We start from the raw sequence: 19,918 nt of genomic DNA, 5'->3' as shown, positions 1-19,918 counted from the left end.
AAGAAGGAGAACGCGATCATGACCATGCTCGCATTCGAGAAAGTCGATAAGTATTACGGCGAACATCACGTCCTCAAGGGGATCGACGCCAGCATCGGGCGCGGCGAAGTCGTGGTCGTGTGCGGTCCGTCGGGCTCCGGCAAGTCGACGTTGATTCGTACCGTCACGCGGCTCGAAGCTATTCAGAAAGGCCGCATCCTTTTCGAAGGCCGGGACGTCACCGCGCGCGACGTCAAGCTCAACCAATTGCGCGCCCGCATCGGCTTCGTGTTTCAGAGCTTCAATCTGTTTCAGAACCTCTCGGTGCGCCAGAACCTGATGCTCGGACCGACGAAGGTGCTCGGCATGTCGCGTGACGAAGCCACGGCCCAGGCCGAGACGCTGCTCGCCAAGGTTGGCCTCGCCCACAAGATCGACGCCATGCCGGCGAACCTCTCGGGCGGTCAGCAGCAACGTGTGGCCATTGCCCGCGCGCTCGCCATGAAGCCGCCGCTCATGCTGTTCGACGAACCGACGAGCGCCCTCGATCCCGAGATGGTGCAGGAGGTCTTGCAAGTCATGCGCTCGCTGGCGGAGGAGGGGCTGACAATGATGATCGTCACGCACGAGATGGGTTTTGCGCGCGATGTGTCGAGCCGTGTCTGGTTCATGGACCAGGGGCAGTTGCTCGAAGACGCGCCGCCGGCGGAATTTTTCAGCCAGCCGAAGCACGCGCGTGCGCAGCGATTCCTGCAGGACGTGCTGCGCCCGTCGCCGATGATCGGCGTGCCGCGCGACGCCGTGCCCGCCTGACAACGACCCCACAAGCACGACGCACACGACACTTACGCCATACCCGAACACGCGACCGCGCCCCAGCCGGGACCCGTCGCAGAACAAGATCCTACGGAGAAGACTTCACATGTCCACGCCCACCCTAGCCGAACAACGTCAGGCCGCCGTCGGCGACGCCATTGCAGCCATGAAGGCGTCGCTGGCCCCTGAGGGCGAGACGCGCCCCGCGCTGGCCGCCGTACTCGATCAGGTCAAATCGCTCGCCGCGCGCACCGCGCTGTGGAACGAGGCCGACTTCCCGCCGCCGGCCGACGGCGAACTGCAAGCGCGTTACCTGATTCACGAAGACGCGGACAAGACCTACGCGCTGTACCTGAACGTTATGCGTCCGGGCAAGAAGATCACGCCGCACAACCATACGACGTGGGCCTGCATCGCGGCGGTCGAAGGCGTCGAATACAACTACGTCTACCGTCGCACCGACGACGGCAAGACACCCGGCGTCGGCACGCTGGAAGTGAGCGACACTGTCGTGGTCGATCCGGGCCACGGCATTGCGCTGGCGTCGGACGACATTCATGCCGTCGAGATCCAGGGCGACGCGCCGATTCGCCACCTGCACATGTATGGCCGCGCGCTCGAGACGCTGACCGAGCGCATCACGTTCGATCTCGCTAAGGGCACGTATCAAGTCATGGATATCGGCGTGAAGACCCGCCGCTAAAGCTACCGTGACCGCCGGCGAAATCCGGCGGCGAACTCCCTGACGGCGCGAGCGTTCCTCGTGCCCCCAATTCACATCGCCCCGCCGGGCGGTGCGGGCCCGTTCATCCCTACGCTTTGGACATGACCGGGCGGAACCTGACAACCGACGCAACGCTATGACCTCGTTTACTCCTCACTTCGTGCCGCCCGCCCGCCTCAAGGAATGGTTGCACGACGGCGCCGAAATCGCCGTGTTCGACGTGCGCGAGCATGGCGAGTACGGCGAAGCACATCTCTTCTATGGCGTGACGCTGCCCTACAGCCGCCTGGAACTCGACATCGTGCGACTTGCGCCGCGCCGCGACGCCCGCGTGGTGCTCTATGACACCGACGGGAGTGTCGCCGTTCAGGGGGCGCAGCGCTTGGCCGCGCTCGGATATTCCGACGTGTACGTGCTCGAAGGCGGCACACAGGCTTGGCAACAAGCCGGCTTTCGTCTGTTCGCTGGCGTGAACGTGCCGTCAAAGACCTTCGGTGAGTTGGTGGAGATGGCGTATCACACGCCCCGTGTGTCGGCGCGCGAGCTGGCCGCCATGCGCGAGCGCGGCGACGACGTCGTGATTCTCGACGGACGTCCCGTGAGCGAATACCTGAAGATGACGATTCCGTCGTCGATTTGCTGCCCGAACGGCGAACTCGGCTATCGCATTCGCGAGCTGGTGCCGAACCCCACCACGCCCATCGTCGTGAACTGCGCCGGCCGTACGCGCAGCATCATCGGCGCGCAGACGCTCATCAACCTCGGCATTCCCAACCCGGTGATGGCGCTGGAGAACGGCACGCAGGGCTGGTATCTGGAAGATTTGCCGCTGGAGCATGGCAGCACGCGCCGCTATCCGGACGCGGTTGCGCCGTCGAGCCTCGCGCAGATGCGTGAAGCGAGCGGTGCGTTGGCCGAGCGCTTCGCTGTGCCCGAGGTGGATGCCGCGACGTTTGCGCAATGGGCCACGGACACGACGCGCACGCTGTTCCTGTGCGACGTGCGCACGCCGGAAGAATTCGCTGCCGGGTCGCTGCCCGGTGCGCAGCACACGCCGGGCGGCCAGTTGATTCAGGCGACGGATCAATACGTGGGCGTGCGTCATGCCCGGGTGGTGCTGTTCGACAACGATGGGGTGCGCGCACCGATCGTCGCGAGCTGGCTGCGTCAGTTGGGGCACGACGCCTATGTGTTGCGCGGCGGACTCGCCAGCGGCGCGTCGTTGCCGGGCCGTGCACCAGCCGTGGACACGACGCTGCCCGAGATCGATGTCGCCGCGCTCGCCGCGGCACTGGCCGACGAGCGTGTAACCGTCGTCGACCTGCGGCCGAGCATGAGCTACCGTCGCGAGCATGTGTCCGGTGCGCAGTGGGCGATTCGTCCGCGGCTGCCGAGCCTGCCTGCGTCGCGTAACATCGTGCTGATCGCGGACGAGCGCGGCATCGCGGAACTGTTCGCGGCCGACTGGCGGCGTGCGCATGCCAACGACGTGCGCACGGTCTCGCTGCTTGCGGGCGGCTTCAAGGCTTGGGCCGTGGCCGGCCAGCCGGTGCAGAGCACGACCGATGTGCCGGCGGACGCCGAATGCATCGACTATCTGTTCTTCGTGCACGATCGTCACGACGGCAACAAGGCGGCGGCGCGCCAGTATCTGGCGTGGGAGACGGGTTTGCTGGCCCAGCTCGACGACCGCGAGCGCGGTGCGTTCCGTATCGGTGAGCCTGCCGCCGCGAAGTAAATGCAGACGCTGGCGTGCGCAAGCGTTGCGCACGCCATGCGTTATCTTCTGATTTGTTCGAATCGTTCAAAACCTTATCCCCCCAACGTCCGATCATGTCCCGACAATCGACCCCCAAACGTCTCGCTACCCGTCTGGTCAAGGGCGGCACGCACACCGCCGTGGTTGGCGGTCGTGCCGTCAATCCGCCGGTGGTGCGCGCGTCCACCGTGCTGTTCGATACGATGGACGACCTGAACGACGCGCGCCGCCGTCGCGGCACCGAGCGCATGTTTACCTACGGGGCGCGCGGCAATCCGACGGGCTTCGCGCTGGAGGATGTCGTCGCCGAGCTGGAAGGCGGCTATCGCACGCGTCTGTTCCCGACGGGACTGGCGGCGATTTCGATGGTATTTCTGGCTTACGTGCGTCCGGGCGACCATGTGCTGATTTCGGACTGCGTGTATCAGCCGCTGCGTCACTTCGTTGAGACGTTTCTCAAGCCGTGGGGTGTGCACGTCACCTACTTCCGCGCCGATGGCAGCGACGCGGCGGAGCATATGACGGCCCGTACGAAGATGATCTACGTGGAGACGCCGGGCTCACTCGTCTACGAGATGTGCGACATCCCGGCGCTGGCCGATCTGGCGCATCGTCATGGGGCGCTGCTCGTGGCGGACAACACGTGGGGCTCGGGCGTGCAGTGCCGTCCGCTGATGTTGGGGGCCAACGTCTCGGTGATGGCCGCGACGAAATATCTGAGTGGGCATTCCGACGTCATGATGGGAACAGCGACCACGACGCAGGACGTCTGGCACACGCTCTCCACGATGGCGGATGCGCAGGGCGTGGCCGTGAGTCCAGACGACGCGTATCTCGTGCTGCGCGGCACGCGCACGTTGGGGGCGCGTCTGCAGATGCATGAGCGTCATGCGTTGGAAGTTGCGCATTGGCTCGGCAGTCTGCCGGACGTGGCGCGCGTGTTCTGCCCGGCGCTGCCGACGCATCCGGGGCATGCGCTGTGGCAACGCGATTGCGTGGGCACGAACGGCCTGATTTCGTTTGAGTTCGCCAACGCCACGACGGCGCAAGCGGACCGATTCGTCGATGCGCTCGAGCTGTTTGGCATCGGCGCGTCGTGGGGCGGCTTCGAGAGTCTGGCGACGGTGTCGAACGTGGCGGGCACGCGCACGTGCGAGGACTGGACGTCCGCCGGCCCGATCGTGCGTCTACATATCGGTCTGGAAGACCCGCAGGATCTGATCGAGGATATGGCGGCGGCGCTTGAGCAGGTGTTTGGGCGCTAAAGCCTCAGGGACTTCAGCGCCGAGTCAAATTCACGACGACGGCGCGGGCGAGGACGCCCGCAGCCGCGCACGTCGTCACTTCCCAGCGGGGGAGGCGTGTGCACCACCGTCGAGGCTGGTCAGGATGTCGTGCGCTGCGCGGATGCGCTCGTCCATCGCGTAGTTCTTGTTCGCGAGCAGTACGATGCCGATCTGCTTCGACGGGACGAAGGCGACATAAGCGCCGAACCCATTCGTCGAGCCCGTCTTGTTAATCCAGGCGACGGGCGTGGGGGTCATCGGAGGCGCGAGTTCACGAACGGCGGTCGGCTCGTAAGCCATTCGGGCCGAGTTGCCGTCAAGCAGGGCATCGACGCTGACCGGATACGGGTACTGCTCCCAAATCAGGTCCTGCGTGATCGGCTTGTCGAAGAAATAGCCCGTGTGGGTCGCGTTGATCGCTTGACGCAGCCGGTCGTCCTGCACCGTCTGTCCGAGGTTGGCGCGCACGAACCGCAGCAGGTCGCTCGCCGTTGTCTTCACGCCATAGGCTTCCTGATCGAACACGCCCGACGAGACGCGAATCGGTTTGCCATTCTTCCCATATCCCCACGCATAGTTGGCCTGTTGGTCTTTCGGTACGCGGAGGTAGGTGTGCTTCATGTCGAGCGGCTTGAAGACGTGCTCGGTCACGAGTGTTGCGAAGTCGCCGTGCATTGCGCGTGCGGTGATCCAGCCGAGGGCACCGATACTCACGTTCGAATAGGTGCGCACCGTGCCGGTGGGTTTCGCCGGCTTCCACGACTTGAGGTATTGCAGGACGTCGTGAGTGCCATGAACGTTGTCCGGCACTTGAAGCGGCATGCCGCCGGTCGTGTGCGTGCCGAGATTGACGAGTTTCACGTCGCCGAAGGGGGTGCCTGCAAGTTCGGGGACAAAGCGGCTGGTCTTGTCGGTGAGCGAGAGGGCACCGACGCCTTGCGCATAGGCGGCGAGCGTCGCGGTGAATGTCTTGCTGACCGAACCCAATTCGAAAAGCGTGTCGGCCGTGACGGGTGTGTTGGCCTTCTTGTCAGCCACGCCGTAATTGAAGACGTAGGTATGCCCGTCGAAGACGATGCCGACGGCCATGCCGGGGATTTGCTGTCGGGCCATGAGCGGGGCGATGGTCTTGTCGACGAGCGATTTGATTTCGTCTTGCCGAGGATTGGTCTGGACCTGTGCTTGCGGCTCTGCGGCGTAACTGCGCGCGCTGAACGTCATACAGGTGATGGCGGCGGTCGCCGAAAGTGCGGCGAAAACGGCGAGATAGGGCTTTGTCATCGAGGGTCGTCTCCGTGTGGGCAGGCGCTTGGGACGCATGAGGCACAAAGGCACAGCAGGCCGGTTGAACCTCATGGTAAAGCGCGGTGATTCATGCCCGGAAGCGTAATCGCAAATCGGTGTGCATCCGCGGTACAGCGACGTAACGGACGTAACCGATGTAATGGATGCAACCGGAGCGCGTGAGGAGCGGCGGGCTCGCTAAGCTGGGCGGACGGGAGTGGTGCGTCGGCCGGAAAGTCGCCTTTCTGACGTCAAGCGCTATTCCGATCGACGATGCCGGCAACGTTGACGAGATGGACGCGGTAGATAAAAAACCCAACTGAAGCATTCGCGTTATCCGCTTAACCTAAGCAGGTGTCGCTGGGTCATTACACTTGTCTGTCGGCCACTAGGACGACATCAACGGGGACTTGGCGAGTGCCCGTTTGCTTAAAATAAAAATTTCTCCAGAAGCAACTCTCTTTCGAATTTTCATGGACGAGGTATATCGTGCGTTTCAATTACCAGCCGATACGCTTGCGATCGTAGAGCCAAACTCCGACACCGGAGACGATGGTCGCGAAGGGAACCAGCTTACACCAAGCGTAGATGCGCGACTTCGACGGCCAAAGGTAACCGTCGTAATTGTGCATCCATGCAACAAATGGAACCCAAATGAGTTCGATTGCCAATCCGCAGAGCGAATAGGTAATAAGAAACACGAGCAGAAAGCTGACAAGGGCTCTGATGCTTCGCGAAAGACGTGTGCTCATTTACTCTTCGGCATTAAATTGGGACCAGTATTTACTCCAGCGCTCGTCGATTCGGATGCGATTGCACCTGCCGTTGTTCCGACAACCGAAGGGATTGCGCTTGGCGGAACGTGCTTCGAAATTCAGATATCAACCCATTCTTCTCTGTACCAATGGTTCACGCGTTTACCTATGGCACTCCTTAGTCTAAAGTTTCAAGTGCTTAAATTAAACCAACTGACCTTCTCGAATATGAGGGAATTCATTGCGTTCTTCGTTGACGCCTGAACTTGTTTTCTAGAAATTGGATTCGACAGCCGTTCGAGCTATTTTGTTTTGAATGATCCATACATATCTTGCCCCGTAAGTTCGTTAACTTTTCGCAACAAATTTTCGAGCGATACATACTCTTGACCGTAATCTATTTTTTTAGTCGCCAGCGACATGCATTCCGACCTAAGGTGCGCGGAAAGCTCTAGCATGGTTGCCATTACATCAGCATCCTCTCTGGACTTGCTTAACACTTCGCTACCGATACGGTAGGCGTCTTCGTAAGCGCCGGCACGAACATCTCTCAGAATGTGGTCAGAAAATTCACTCAAGTGATGCCTCCTAGTCTCCTCCGACCCGAGCAATTGCGAAGGCCAGGAGCCAAATGCAGATGTCGCCAGTTGATTCTTTGGCGGATCCGCTGTGCTCGCAGCGTAGGCACCCTTCAGATCGGTGTTACTCATCACGCCGACGTCGAACCCACCGCCTAAGTCTTGAATCCCTTTTCAACCAAGCCTCGGCGATTGGCACAACGGGCCTCTAACACCTGGATTCCCGCCATTAGCGCTTTAGGGCGCGAAGCTCCTTCGTCTCGTGTGATTCTATCCGTCTCAACGTAAACCAACTTAACTCCTCGAAAACCGAGGCAATTGGATGTGTTATCGGGATCGTCGTCTTGACCAGGTAATGAATGTGACTGCAATTGCGAAAAGCGTTCCTCTTGCAATAATACCTCTAGTGTTCAAGCGCTCAAGAAGAGCGTGTGAATAAAGTAGGGCAAAGCAACCAGGAATGAATGCGCAGTGAATATATTCATTGATTACCCATGCGGCGGCTGCGCTGAGAAGGCAAACGCTCCAAGCCAGTAGAAATCCAATAATCCATCTGATCATTTATTTCTATTTCCGGAGTTCATAGATGGAATGACAGTTTCCGTTGCCTGTTGCCCCATCCCATCCAGAAAGGTTCCGTCGACTACTACTGTGTTGTTAGGTGTGAAGAGATTTTAGCTATTGACAAATCAGGCAGCCTGTTGCGTGCATCGTCAAATTATTAGGATTGTTAGCGTGATTTGTTTTTTATAGCAGCAATGAACAAAACAACGATGGACGATATCGTTCCTTTTACTAAAACGCTCTTTCCGTTCACGGCCAGCATAATATTTTCTAGACTTATCGATCGCACGCAGTCGTATGAAATAATGCATTTTATGGTTAATCCAGATATCCAAATAAGATAGAATCCGACGACACAAATAATCCATGCCGAAATAATGGCTAACAACCATCGCATCATTTTTTATGTCCGTTAGATTTTGGAAAATTCTGTATGGCGGGCTTGACAATTTCTTGTCCCACGCCTCCGCCGAATGTGCCAACTGCGACTGCCGCAGAATTTTCACCAAACAGATTCCAGTCACGTCCTGCCCATGCCCCGGTAGACGCCCAATTTGATGAATCTAGTCCTGGCTTTAGAAGACTATTTACCCAATTCTCGGCAAACTTACCAGCTCCATAACCTAACCCCGAAAGAGCGCCGCTTATGAGTGCCGCGCCCGCGACATTGTTTTCTTCGCCACGCAAATAGTTGTTGATGCCTGTGGTTGTTGCGCCACCAATTGCGTTGGCCAACATGTTTCGAAGTAGTCCTCCGGACGCCCCAGCTACGCCAGTCGCATACGCTCCAGCCACGTCCACGGGATTGATGTCGCCGTTTTGAACGTACTGCGAACCCGCATTGATGGCCGCGCTAATGACACCCGTGCCATTTGCCGAAGCCGCCGCGCTAGAGCCAAGCATCCCGCCCGTACTAAAAATCGGCGTTCCGGGCAATGCCACCAAAGGGCCGCCTATTGCTATCGTCGCCGCGCCAGCTGCCGCTCCAATCGTCCCCTTCGCATAGGCGTCTCGATACGCTTGTTCGCGACTCATTGAATCTTTGATTGCTTGTCCTCCCGGCACATTCATACCAGTGCCGTTTGCGTAGTGCTTCGCATACATTTCGACGTTCGCCTTCTGCTCTGGCGTCGCAAAAAACATATACCCCGGCCCGCTGTTACCATCAGCCGGCAACATGCCATGTGCTTGCCTCAGAAAGTCGCTCGCTCGTTGGTTCCAACTGCCCGGCGTACCGCTCTGCACCTGCAAATTGGCCTGCATTGTCAGTTCGTCTCGCGCCTGCTCGGGCGTCAATCCATATTTCTTCGCATACGCCGATTCCCGGTCGTTAATCCATTGCTTCTCATCCGGATGCAACTGCCTATTAAACCGATCAGTATTGAACCCAGTAACCGCCCCCGAAGTCCCTCCCGCCACAGCACCTACCGCAGTACCTATACCCGTGACCACAATCTGGGCCAATGCTTGATCGATATCTGCGTTGCCTGTTTGACTAGCATTCTTGATTTCGTTACTCAACTCATTCAGTACCCCGCCAAGCTTCGACGTCAGCCCCGCACCGAACGCACCACCCAGCGCATTGCCCCCTCCGAGACCCGCCACGATTGCCCCACCGGCCGCGTGCATCGTTGCGCGGTAGTCGCCGCCTTCAGACCAGTCTTTCGCTTCCTGTAAGTACTGAGCCTTCAACGCGGGATCGTTGGTCTTCTCCGCCAGCTTTCGCGCCTCATCGGCTTTCTTATCCGCATAAGTTCCGATGTCGCGCGCGACGGCTTCACCCGCTGCCGTTGCTGCCTGCATCAGACGCGACTGGTCGTTGAGCAAATCCTGTAAATCAGGTGTGCGAGTGACCGTCCCATTCAAGTCAGCAGTATCGCGATTCAAACTCGCCAGATCCTGCGTCTGATTCGCCTCGTCGGTCAGTGTGATCGTGCCTTCGCTTACGCCGGTGCGCGTCGTGGCCCGCTCGCTACCGCTCTCCATTTGCGGCAACATCGGAGAAATCCCACCTGTGTTCTTGCCGGAGCTATTGCCCGTCGTACGCTCGTTCGCACCGCCATTCCCAACGGTGGCGCCGCCACCGACACCAAAACTATTGGCGCTGTATTCCGAATGGTTCTCAATGTCGGAGAACGTCAACGTGGCTGTCGTCAGTTGATTCTTTGACGGATCCGCGGTGCTCGCAATGTAGGCGCCCTTCAGATCGGTGTTACCCATCACGCCGACGTCAAACCCACCGCCGCCCGCCTGGATTCCGGATTGCTCCTCCACGCCCGCATAGTTGCCGCTCGCATTTCCACGGGAGAAACTGAGGCTGCCGGATGCGCCCCCCATACTGACGCTCAGCCCACCGCCCGTGCTCTGCTGATGTGCGGAACTCTCGCTCGTATCCTGCACGCTGGCGATGTTCAGATCCCCACTCACGCGCGCAATGACCTTGTCGGCATTCACGTTTGCGCCGACGATATTCGTGTCGCCACCGCTCGCGATCACCGCCGTCTGGCTCGCGTTGATGTGGGTGTTGTTCTGGAATTTGGAATCCGAGTTGGCATCGCCGTTCGCCCGGGACAGCGACGCCGACACGCCCCAACCGCTCGTGCCGTAAGACACCCCAACGCTGCCGCTCTTCGATTCGGTATCGCTACGCGTTGAATCGGTGTCGGTGCTGTGACTCAGGTTGACCTGATTGTTGGCTTGCAGGAGAACGTCCTTCGCATCGATGTTCGATCCGATGATGTTGACGTTGCCGTTCCCCGACGCCGCATCACCGGTCGCGACGAACGCCGCAGTGCCTCCCGCCTTAATGTTGCTCGAAATATTCTGCGCGCTGTCGGACGAAGCCGTCGACTTGCTGCTCGACGATCCCCAACTCAATTCAACCTTCGCCTCAGGCTTGCCGCCGTTGGCGAGCGCATCGAGTGCACCCTTTGTTTGGCCCAACGCACCAACGGCGCCGCTGGCCGCCGCATAACCTCGCAAGGCCGAAACGCGCGCATCGCCGCCGGAGTCGGCGGCAGCACGCGTCTGATTCGCGACGTTCTGCACCGCATCGATCACCGGTGCCTTGACCGCCAACGTGAAGCCCGAACTCTTGGTCTCGTGTATCTCGTCATGATGCTGGCGATTGACTGCCGACTCGACGGTGACGTTTTTCCCGATGCCCGCTACATTCCCTCCGGCGACAACATCGCTGCCTCGTACCAGAAGGTCGTTGCCCGCCACCATGCTGACGTTACCGTTCACGGTGCCGACAAGACTTCCCGTCTGCGTCACGCTGCTGTCATTGGTGCGGTCGCGCTGCTCGTTCTTCCCGTATGAAATACCCACCCCTCCGGACGAACCAAACCCCGATCGCTTCTCGTCACGGAGCGTGCGGCTCTCGCTCACGTTCTCCGTCGATTCGACGCGGAGATCGTGACCGGCCTGGAGGGCAACATCTTGGGTGCCGACAATCGTGCTCCCCCGCACGCTCATGTCTTTGCCTGCTGCCACCGCCACGCTGTCTGCCGAGATCACGCTGCCGTTGGCGACTGTGTTTTTCGTGTCGGTCGTGCTCACCGTTGTCGTACTACTCAAGAATCCACCGCTACTGTCTTCCCGGCGGCTGTGAAACTCGTGCGTCTCAGTGACCTCACCGATATTCACGTCGCCCGCCGCCACCAGCGTCGCCGTTCCCTTCTCGAGCGCGATACCGCTGCCGAGCACGCTGATATCTTTGCCGGAGACAACCGTGAGGCTGTCGCCGCTCTGCACCGTGGTGCCGATCACCGTGTCGTCCGACGTACGCAGTGCTTCCGCATCGGTGCCGCGACTGGCATCATCCGCACCGCTGCTGTGGTAGGTGGAGGTTGCTACCGACGCCTGCAGCGTCACGTCGCCCTTCGCCGCTAGTACGCCGCCTCCTTTCAGGTTCAGACTGGCGCCGGTCGCGGTCAGATCACCGCCCACCCCAATCTGGGCGACGCCTCCCACCGTCACCGTGCTGCCTGCCTTCGAGTTCAGATCGGTATCCGAGACGCCGCTGCCGATCGACACCGACTTCCGCTCGCCCGTCTGCACCGCCCCAAGATCCCAGTTGCCACCAATGGCCATACCGAGATTCCCGCCCACGTTCAAGTTGCCCGCGTTCTGCGCGAAGTTGCCTCCCGTAGCAATCGCGGCATTGCCCGTCACGTTCAGATTCGCAACGGGGCCGAGCGTCGTCGTGACGCGTATGGCTCCCGCGTCGCCGTCCTGCCTGAGTGTGTTCGTCGTCGTGTTCAGCAGAAGATCGCCGCCGGCCATGAGTGCCAAACTCCCGGCATTCACCGTGGCGGAACTCATGTCGATGTCGCCCGCCGTCGTCAACGTCATCAGGCCGCCGCTCTGCAGCGACCCGAATGCGTTGTCGATGGACTTGCCGTCAACCGTGAGGGTGCGATCTGCCTGTACCGTGCCGCTGTTCGTGAGCGTCTGCGTGTCTTTCAGGTCGATGTCGCCCGCAGCGATCAGCGGGCCGTTCATTGGCTGCTGACTCGTTTGCGCCAGATAGACCACCGGCACCAGCACGGTCTGTCCGTCCACGATCTGGGTCTGCATGATCACCACATTGCTGGTGAGCGCGGCGACCTGCGCCGCCGACAGGCTCATGCCCGGCGAAAGGTTCAGCGACTTCGCGAGTGCCGCGCCTGACGTCATCAACGCCTGATACATCGACTCGATGTCGGTAAAGGGACCGAGGACTGCCTTGCCGGTGAGCGCCGTGATCTGGTCCCGCACCAACTGCTGCTCGTACATGCCGTCCCCCAGACGCTTTGCCGTCGTCTGTGGATTGACCCCTATCTGCCGGAAATAGTAGTCGCTCGAAATGAAGCGCTTGACGTCAGTGAAGGCCGGATTCGATTCGATGAGGTACGCCGCGTCCGGCGCCGTGGCCGGGCGGAACAGACCGCCCTGCGGGATCGTCAGGTTGGCGATGACGCTGACGGCCGTGGCACGTGCAATGATCGGATCGACCCGCACAACACTCGTCTGAATCGATGCTCCGTCGATCCTTGTTCCATTAGCGTTGCCGCCCGCAACGCGGACAGTCACGTCCGTTACCGACTGGCCGGGTACGAGGCCGATCGATGGCACGCCTGCGTTGCCCGCCGTGTTGTCGATGCTCACCCCCGAGCCGGTCAACGTGCCGTTTGCGACAAAGGTCGATTCGTAGGCGGGCGAGGTGTACGTACGGATATCTGCGGGGGAGCGATTCCAACCTGTCGGACGATACGTCGGGTAGTTGGCGTCCCCGAACGGCAATTGCCAGTCGCGGATGCTCTTGTCGTAGTTGTCGTAGTGATAGTGCCCCGAGTAGGTGACGCGTATGACCGGGGCGTTCTGGCCTTTCCAGCTATTTTGGTCCAGCGCCGCGGGGGCGGCGATGTCGCCCGCCGCCGAGACCGCACTCCAATAGTTCTGAAACAGATCGACTGACGAGGCATTCAGGTTGGCGCCGGAGATGATCTTCGCCTTCGGGCTGATCGACGTCACGGTGTTGGCTTCCGCCACGCCGGTATAGCTGGTGTAGATATAGTCGCTGTTCCATCTCCCACTCCCGGGCGGTTCGGGGTACGCGCCGCCAATCGCGTTAGGATCTCGCGTATTGATTTTCCCGGTACGTCCGCTCAGGCTGATGCCAAGACTGGCGAGAAGATCCGCCGAGACCGACGACGTGAAGCCCGACGTCTGCATCTGTCGCCGCGTATTCGTGACCTGATTGGCGTGCAGCGCCATTTCGCGTGTGGACTGGATCAGGGCCGATTGATTGCGGATCAGCTTTGCCTGGGTATAGTTGCCGCTCGCGTCCTTGCCCCCGGCGAGGACAACGCGGCCAAGACCATAAATGGCGGCGGTCGCCTGCGTATCGGTGGCCGTCATGTCGTCGCGGTTCTCGATGATCGGCGCCAGCAGTTCCAGCGTCCCTTCGCTGTTTGTCGCGCCAATGAGCGCCGTTGGACCGACGTTCGATAGTCGCGATGTCGCATTGAGCGATACGTCGCCGCCCACCAGGGTGCCCGTGTTTTGCAGCGTGTTCGAGTGCGTCGTAAGTGTCCCGCCAGCCATCATCGCGCCGCTGTTGGCGATATCCCCCGCCGTGATGTTCAGGTTCTCGACCGCTTCGACCCGTGTGTCGTTCGTGAACGTGCCGGACAGCGTAATCGCAAGTTCGTGCCCCGCAGCCAGCTTCAACGTCGGCGTCATCGCGAAGTCGCCCTCGACGTTCACCGCTACGTCGTGGGCCGCACCATAGGCGCCGCCGCCCGCAAGCGTTGCCGCCGTCACGTTCAGGTCGTTCGTCGCACCGATCTGGCCGCTGGTATTCGTGAGCGCACCCGCCGTCTTGATGGCCACGTCTCCGCGCGAACCGGACAAGTTGCCGATCCCGCCGCCCGTGTTATCGAGCGTGTCGGCGTCGATCGAGACGGTCGCGCCGCTCAGTTGACCGCCCAACGTGTTCGAGATTGTCGAGGCGCCGAGGGCCACACGACCGTTGCCCGTGATCGCGCCGGCGCCGTTGACGACCCGCGTGCCGCCCTGAATCGTCGCGTCGCCCGTGCCGAGATTGCCGATGAGACCGCGAGTGTTGTCGATGGACGCGACCTGCACCGCGAGCGTGCTGTCGTCGCCGTCGGCTCCCGACTGGATCCGGCCGTTCGTATTGTCGAGGGCACTACCGCCGATGACGGACAGGGAGGCGAGCGAGCGCACGACCCCTTGCGTGTTGTTCACGTCACCCGACACTTTCGCCGTGGCGTTGCCCCGTGCGGCAAGCATGCCCGCCAAGTTGTTCAGGCTGCCGACGTTCAGCGCCAGTTGCCCACCCGCAATGATTTCGCCGCCTGCGTTCAGCAGCGTCCCCGCACCGTTGCCCGGCGCGATCGTCAGCCGTCCCGTGCCGGACGCAAGGATCTTGCCACCGCTGTTGTTGAGAAGGGTAGGCGCAAGCGTCAGATCCTGGGCGTGACTCTGGATCGTGCCGCCCGCCGAGTTGTCGAGCGTATGCCTGACGTCGATGGTCATCGGCGAGGCACCGTAATGCGTGATCGTTCCCCCGTGATTCAGAAGGTGGGTCGCGGAAAACGCCAACTGATTCGCCTTCACGTTGCCGCCGCTGTTGTTCAGCGTGGCGTTCGTCGTCAAGCTCAGGTTCGGCGCCACGATGGCGCCGCCCTTGTTTGTCAGTGAACCGGTGCGGATCGTCTCGTTCGTGCCTGCGCCAATCTCGCCGCCATCGTTCGTCAGCGTGTCGCTCGTGAGCGTCAGGTCGGTGTTCGACAGCAGCTTGCCGTTTGCGTTATCGACCGCGCCGCCAAGCGTCGCCGTGAGCCCGGTCTGCCCCATGATCAGACCCGCTGCGTTGTCCAGGCTCCTCGCCCGCGCGACGACCTGCCCGTTGCTGGTGATCTTGCCGCCCGCATTCGAGATCGTGCCGGTTCCGTTACCGGCATTCACCGTGAGCGCGCCGGCGCCCGCGTGCGTGATCGTGCCGCCGTGGTTATCGAGCATGGACGGCGCCAACGTGAGATCCACGCTATTCGTCTGCAGCGTGCCGCCCGCCGAATTGTCAAGCAAGCCCAGGACGGCGACGCGCATCGACCCGGTACCCGTCTGCGTGATCGTGCCCGCGTGATTGACGAGATTGGTGGCACCCAGCGACAGTTGTGTCGCCTGCAGAGTCCCAGCACTGTTGTCGAGTGTCGCGGCACTCACCGTCGCGGCCTGACCGGCGACGATATTGCCGCGGTGGTTGGTCAGTTGCGTGCCGGCGTCGATCGTCGTATTCCCCGCCGCTTGCAGCGTGCCATCGCTGTTATCGAGCGACCCGGTGCCGACTTGCAGGTCCGTCTGCCCACTCACCCTGCCTTGGTTCACAACGCTTCCCGCCATGAGCGTGACAGCACCATTGCCGCCGATTACGCCCCCCTGCGAACCGGTGGCGGTCGTGCCGATCGTGTTCGTGAGCGCACCCGTGACCGTGACCGTCAGACCATCGCCATTCAGGGAGGTGATGCGGCCCGCCGTATTGTCCAGCGAATCTCCCACAAGGGACAGCGCAGCGCCGCTCTGCAGGGTGCCGCGGTCGTTTGCGATGGCGCCGCCACGCAATTGCATGGTGCCTGCAGAGACGATTTCGCCGCCCAGGTTCGTCAATTGCCCCGAGGTCCGCGCAATGAGCATGGCTTGTGACGCAATCTTGCCCGCCGCATTGGAGAGCCAGGCCGCGTTGAGCGTCACGCCTTGAGCCCCCGCGAGCGTGCCGTAATCGTTGATCAGCGCTCCCGCGACCTGAGCCGTCACTTGCCCCGCTGCGCGCGTGGTCGCGCCAGCGAGGTTCAGGTCGCCTATGCTGGCTATCAACGTCAGGTCACCGTTTGTGGACGTTTCGCTGCCCGCGAGATTGAGCCCGCCGCCCGTGAACATCGCGTTGCCGCCCGCCACGCCAAGGCCGCTCACGTTGAGCTGTGCCGATGCCGCTACCGACAGGTCGCCGCCGCTGCCGACCGAACCGTCGCCGTTCACGCCGGCGCCCAGCGTACCGGTCGATGTCAGGCGGCTCGCCATGACAGACAGATCTCGTTGCGCCGCCAGCGTCCCGTCGTTCGTGACGATGTCCGACGCGCGGAGGCTCGTGCTCTGTTTTGCGTAGATCGTGCCGCTGTTGGCAACGCTGCCCACGTCGATGCCGACGTTGCCGCTCGCGTTCAGCTTGCCGGACTGCACAAGCTGTCCCGCACTGGTAAGCGTGAGGTCGCCGGCTTGCGCGGCGATCTCGCCCGCGTTCGACACACCGACGCCCTTCTCCGTCCCCACCAGCATGATGCGGTTGGCGTACATGCCGCCGAGTGCGCTGACGTCGATCGAGACCCCCGGGGAGGCGCCAGTGCTGCTGATGGCGCTCGCCGAAAGCGTGTCGTGATCGACCTGGTTCGTGCCGGTGATGACGTTCAATGCATTGCCGTAGATCGCGGCATTGGCCTGCACCGCGCGGGCGATCAGATCGACTTGGTCAACGTTGCTCGCGTTCAGCCCCGCGCCCTGAACGGCAATGCTGCCACCCGTCACCTGAAAGCCGCGCAGCCCGCCGTTGGCATCGAGGATCGGTGTGCCGGTCGTAAGAATGCCGCGCGTGGTGTTGATGAAGCCGCCGCCATCGACCACGATCCCCGACCCGTTTGCCACGATGACTTCGGCCCGGCTGCCTGCGACCTCCAGGTAGCCTCTGAACTGGCTCGGTGCGGTGCTGTTGACCTGATTCAGAATAATCCTCGCGGATTGGCCCGGGCCAAGGTTCGGGTTGCCGTTGATCATCCCGGCCTGCTGCGTCTGCGTCATCACGGACGCGTTGTTCAGGATCGCGCCGCCGCGCGGCACGTCGAACTGGGAATAGGTGTTCTGCGACACGCCCGCCGCGCTGGGCGTGTTGATGTTGATTTGCGGGAGACCGTTCGGGGTCTGCACAACGGAAGGAGCTCGCTCACCCGCGCCCGTCACTTGCGCCAGCACCCGCGCGGGGACTGCCCCCAATGTCACGAGGGTGACGAAGGCCACGCATCGCATCGAGAAAAGCGAGACGCACGAGAGGCGCCGCGAAACCTGTCGGGCCGAACCGAGGCGTCGTGTCTGACGGGCATCCGCCTGAGCGCCCGCGCTGACCGTTTCAGCTACCGCCACCAGCATGCCCCGTGGCCGGCTGTACACCAATCGGAAAAGGTTCTTATTCATTTTCGTGAACGACCTGAAGAGAAATGCCGCGGCGAGGATCCGCCAGGCGGTCATGGAATGCGGATACCGTCATCGCGATGCGGATCGGCTTGCCACCCCGATGCGCTGGAAGCCTCAAAGTTGGGCGGTCAGTTGAAATCCGACCGTGACTTGCGCTGTGGGAAAACCGGATGGCTTGTAGATCGGTGTGCCCAGGAACACGTCGTAGCCGTAGCCGCCAAAGCGGGTGGCAACGCTCCCTTTGAGACCGATGACGGCGCCGACGAGCTGTGTGCCGTCTTGCGCGACGGGTTGCGGTCCCCAGACCCGGCCGTAATCGAGTCCCGCGTACACGGACTGTCCGGTCTGACCGAGCGGCACCTGAAGCTCGTTGCGCCAATAGAATCCGCGCGCGGCCGAGAGCATCGTCTCGCCGTCGAAGCCCCGCACGGTGTAGCGGCTGCCGATGGAAAGGTTGTCGATGTAGTAAAGCGTGTTGCCGGTGTATTGGCCTTGGAAGGTCGTCACGTAGCGAATCGGCTGCTGCGCCACGGCAAAGCCGACGGCGAGGTTCGCGTCGAGCACGGCCATGCGATAGCGGTAAGTCGGGCCTCCCGAGGCCGCGAGAAGGTCATCCTGCGCACCGAGCGCGCCGATTCCTTGCCGGTACGCAAGCGCCGCATCGAGTTGCGCGGCACCGAAATAGTGCCGATCCGTCAGGCCCCACTCGACGAGCGTGTTGTTACGTCGCTGTTGTGTGATCTCGATGTCTTCAATGAAACTTTGACCGAACTGGCGCGACAGCCGGAGCTGGGTGCCAAACACGTGGTTCTGGCTGCGGGAGAGCACGCGGCTGAGCGTGGCGTCGAGCGTCTTCGAGTTGCCGCTTGCGATGAACGTCTCGTTGACGCCCGCAATTCGCTGGTAGTAGCGGCTGGTGTAGGCCGCGAGCGTTGCGCTCCAGTAGCCCCACGGAATCGCGTAGCTCCCATGCCAGCCACGCGAGCCCAGATCGTGGTCTTTGAACAGCAGATCCTGTGAAACCCCGACATTGAAGATGTCGTTCAGGCCGAGCGGGTTGTACACACCGGCCGAGAGGCTGCCTTGCAGTTGACCCGTTGCGCGTGACCCGGCGTTGTCCACAGACGCCACGACGGTCCAGGGTTTGGTGCGCCTTACATCGAGCACAACGTCGCTCTGGCCCGGCAGATCCGCCGGCACGATTTGCATCGAGACGTCCTGATTCGACGCGCGCTTCATCTGCTCGAGACCCTGCTCGAGATCACGCAGATCCAGCAACTCGCCGTCACGCGTCGGGAAGGCGCTCTTCCACGTGCCCCGCAGCGCTGGATCGGCAAAGCGCACTTGACGGATGACGCCGGGGATCAACGCGAATCGGAGCGTACCGCTCGCGAGGTCCTGTTCAGGCAGTAGCACGCGCGTCGTGAGGTAGCCGCGACTTAAGACGACCTTTTGCAGGCCTTTGACAAGCGCGTCCAATCCCTGCTTGCCTATGCAGGCGCCGGCATAGCGCCCGACCCAATCCCGGGCGAACGTAAATCGGCCCAGCGACTGCGTCTCGGCAGCGGTTGCCCCGAGGGTCTCTTGCGATGTCGTCGGGATTTCAAAGACGAATGTGTCGACCCGAAAGCATGGGGTCTCGTTGGGTAGCGCAGGCCAGGCAGGCGCATCGTCACGTGTTGAGCGTACCGATGGCGCGCTGACCGCCGCCTCGCGTTGTTGTGCCTCTCGCTGTTGTTGGATCAACTGGTCTTGCTCGACGCCTGTTCGGGCGGCGGCCGCCGTGTCGGCGGGGGTGGGTGCGGACGTTTGCTGCGCCTGCGCCGCCATCGCGAACAGCGAACAGGCCAGCAGCACGGCTTTCGTTTTGGTGATCGGCATCAGGGCTTTGCGGCGATTTCAAAGTGCGGATTGAGCGAATTACGGTCGACGTGTGGATCGTCATCAACGGCAGCCACTCGCGCCAACGCGCAATCGATCTACGCAGCGTGGGGAGATAACGGCGATGCCGGAGTGGGATGTCACTGAACGTGACGAGGGGGCATTGAGACGTTGGACTTCACCGCGGTAGTGCGGCGGTGGTTCAACGAAAAACGTTAGCAAGACTAATGGTTAAGTCAAAAACAGACTTCTTGTTCTGGTCGGGAATTTTCGAGTCTGGATGCGTCGGGCGCGACGTCAGAACGCGTCGGTCGTCAATGTCGCCCGAAAGGCGGCGGTGGTAGCGGCGTTCGGTTGACGAAGGGCGGAATGAGGGGAGGACGCGCGGAACGGGGGGCGAACGGCGTTGTGCGCTTCGCCGGGCGGCGAAGCTCCGCTGAGTGCGGAGCGTCGTTCAACGGGACAGGAAGATTGTCGACCGCGACGAATCAAGGATCGAGTGTCGGGCTCGTGGCGTGTGCGCGCACCGTGTTTGAGGCGCG

General features: G+C 61.6%; 9 protein-coding genes. 5 read left to right on the top strand and 4 right to left on the bottom strand.

The window, feature by feature from the left end; translation table 11 throughout:
- Positions 1-24: 24 nt before the first annotated feature.
- The 4 genes from PanNE5_RS06510 to metC all read left to right on the top strand — a co-directional run bounded on the left by PanNE5_RS06510 (position 25) and on the right by metC (position 4,543).
- Complete coding sequence (locus PanNE5_RS06510) at positions 25-792, top strand: amino acid ABC transporter ATP-binding protein (RefSeq protein ID WP_261939815.1); 768 nt, start codon at positions 25-27, stop codon at positions 790-792.
- A gap of 109 nt (positions 793-901) precedes the next feature.
- Positions 902-1,498: a cysteine dioxygenase family protein gene (locus PanNE5_RS06505; RefSeq protein ID WP_017231485.1), complete on the top strand. Its 597-nt coding sequence runs from the start codon at positions 902-904 to the stop codon at positions 1,496-1,498.
- A 157-nt stretch (positions 1,499-1,655) separates the two neighbouring features.
- Positions 1,656-3,257: a rhodanese-like domain-containing protein gene (locus PanNE5_RS06500; RefSeq protein WP_261939448.1), complete on the top strand. Its 1,602-nt coding sequence runs from the start codon at positions 1,656-1,658 to the stop codon at positions 3,255-3,257.
- A 95-nt stretch (positions 3,258-3,352) separates the two neighbouring features.
- Positions 3,353-4,543: a cystathionine beta-lyase gene (gene metC / locus PanNE5_RS06495; RefSeq protein WP_261939447.1), complete on the top strand. Its 1,191-nt coding sequence runs from the start codon at positions 3,353-3,355 to the stop codon at positions 4,541-4,543.
- A gap of 75 nt (positions 4,544-4,618) precedes the next feature.
- On the opposite strand, the gene blaPNC is transcribed toward metC, so the two are convergent.
- Positions 4,619-5,845: a PNC family class C beta-lactamase gene (gene blaPNC, locus PanNE5_RS06490; RefSeq protein ID WP_261939446.1), complete on the bottom strand. Its 1,227-nt coding sequence runs from the start codon at positions 5,843-5,845 to the stop codon at positions 4,619-4,621.
- Between the two features lie 476 nt (positions 5,846-6,321).
- On the opposite strand from blaPNC, the gene PanNE5_RS06485 reads away from it, so the two are divergent.
- Positions 6,322-6,867 (top strand): hypothetical protein, encoded by a 546-nt coding sequence (locus PanNE5_RS06485; protein ID WP_261939445.1) that lies wholly within the window; start codon positions 6,322-6,324, stop codon positions 6,865-6,867.
- A gap of 38 nt (positions 6,868-6,905) precedes the next feature.
- On the opposite strand, the gene PanNE5_RS06480 is transcribed toward PanNE5_RS06485, so the two are convergent.
- The 3 genes from PanNE5_RS06480 to PanNE5_RS06470 all read right to left on the bottom strand — a co-directional run bounded on the left by PanNE5_RS06480 (position 6,906) and on the right by PanNE5_RS06470 (position 19,376).
- Positions 6,906-7,181 carry a hypothetical protein gene (locus PanNE5_RS06480; RefSeq protein ID WP_261939444.1) on the bottom strand — a complete coding sequence of 92 codons (276 nt, stop codon included), beginning with the start codon at positions 7,179-7,181 and terminating at the stop codon, positions 6,906-6,908.
- Positions 7,182-8,141: 960 nt separating this feature from the next.
- On the bottom strand, positions 8,142-17,495 hold the full coding sequence (locus PanNE5_RS06475; RefSeq protein WP_261939443.1) for a hemagglutinin repeat-containing protein: 9,354 nt from the start codon (positions 17,493-17,495) through the stop codon (positions 8,142-8,144).
- Between the two features lie 114 nt (positions 17,496-17,609).
- Positions 17,610-19,376 carry a ShlB/FhaC/HecB family hemolysin secretion/activation protein gene (locus PanNE5_RS06470; RefSeq protein WP_410007562.1) on the bottom strand — a complete coding sequence of 589 codons (1,767 nt, stop codon included), beginning with the start codon at positions 19,374-19,376 and terminating at the stop codon, positions 17,610-17,612.
- Between the last annotated feature and the right edge of the window lie 542 nt (positions 19,377-19,918).

The organism is Pandoraea sp. NE5, from assembly GCF_024363545.1.
In the GTDB taxonomy this organism is placed as follows: Bacteria; Pseudomonadota; Gammaproteobacteria; order Burkholderiales; family Burkholderiaceae; genus Pandoraea; species Pandoraea cepalis.
Note: the sequence above shows the minus strand (reverse complement) of the source record. Positions and strands in the feature narration are given on the sequence as shown.

Excerpts from the sequence above, each read along its gene's own strand:
- blaPNC (WP_261939446.1), bottom strand. The coding sequence starts at position 5,845 with ATGACAAAGCCCTATCTCGCCGTTTTCGCCGCACTTTCGGCGACCGCC.
- PanNE5_RS06500 (WP_261939448.1), top strand. The coding sequence starts at position 1,656 with ATGACCTCGTTTACTCCTCACTTCGTGCCGCCCGCCCGCCTCAAGGAA.
- PanNE5_RS06475 (WP_261939443.1), bottom strand. The coding sequence starts at position 17,495 with ATGAATAAGAACCTTTTCCGATTGGTGTACAGCCGGCCACGGGGCATG.
- PanNE5_RS06470 (WP_410007562.1), bottom strand. The coding sequence starts at position 19,376 with ATGCCGATCACCAAAACGAAAGCCGTGCTGCTGGCCTGTTCGCTGTTC.
- metC (WP_261939447.1), top strand. The coding sequence starts at position 3,353 with ATGTCCCGACAATCGACCCCCAAACGTCTCGCTACCCGTCTGGTCAAG.
- PanNE5_RS06510 (WP_261939815.1), top strand. The coding sequence starts at position 25 with ATGCTCGCATTCGAGAAAGTCGATAAGTATTACGGCGAACATCACGTC.
- PanNE5_RS06505 (WP_017231485.1), top strand. The coding sequence starts at position 902 with ATGTCCACGCCCACCCTAGCCGAACAACGTCAGGCCGCCGTCGGCGAC.
- PanNE5_RS06485 (WP_261939445.1), top strand. The coding sequence starts at position 6,322 with ATGGACGAGGTATATCGTGCGTTTCAATTACCAGCCGATACGCTTGCG.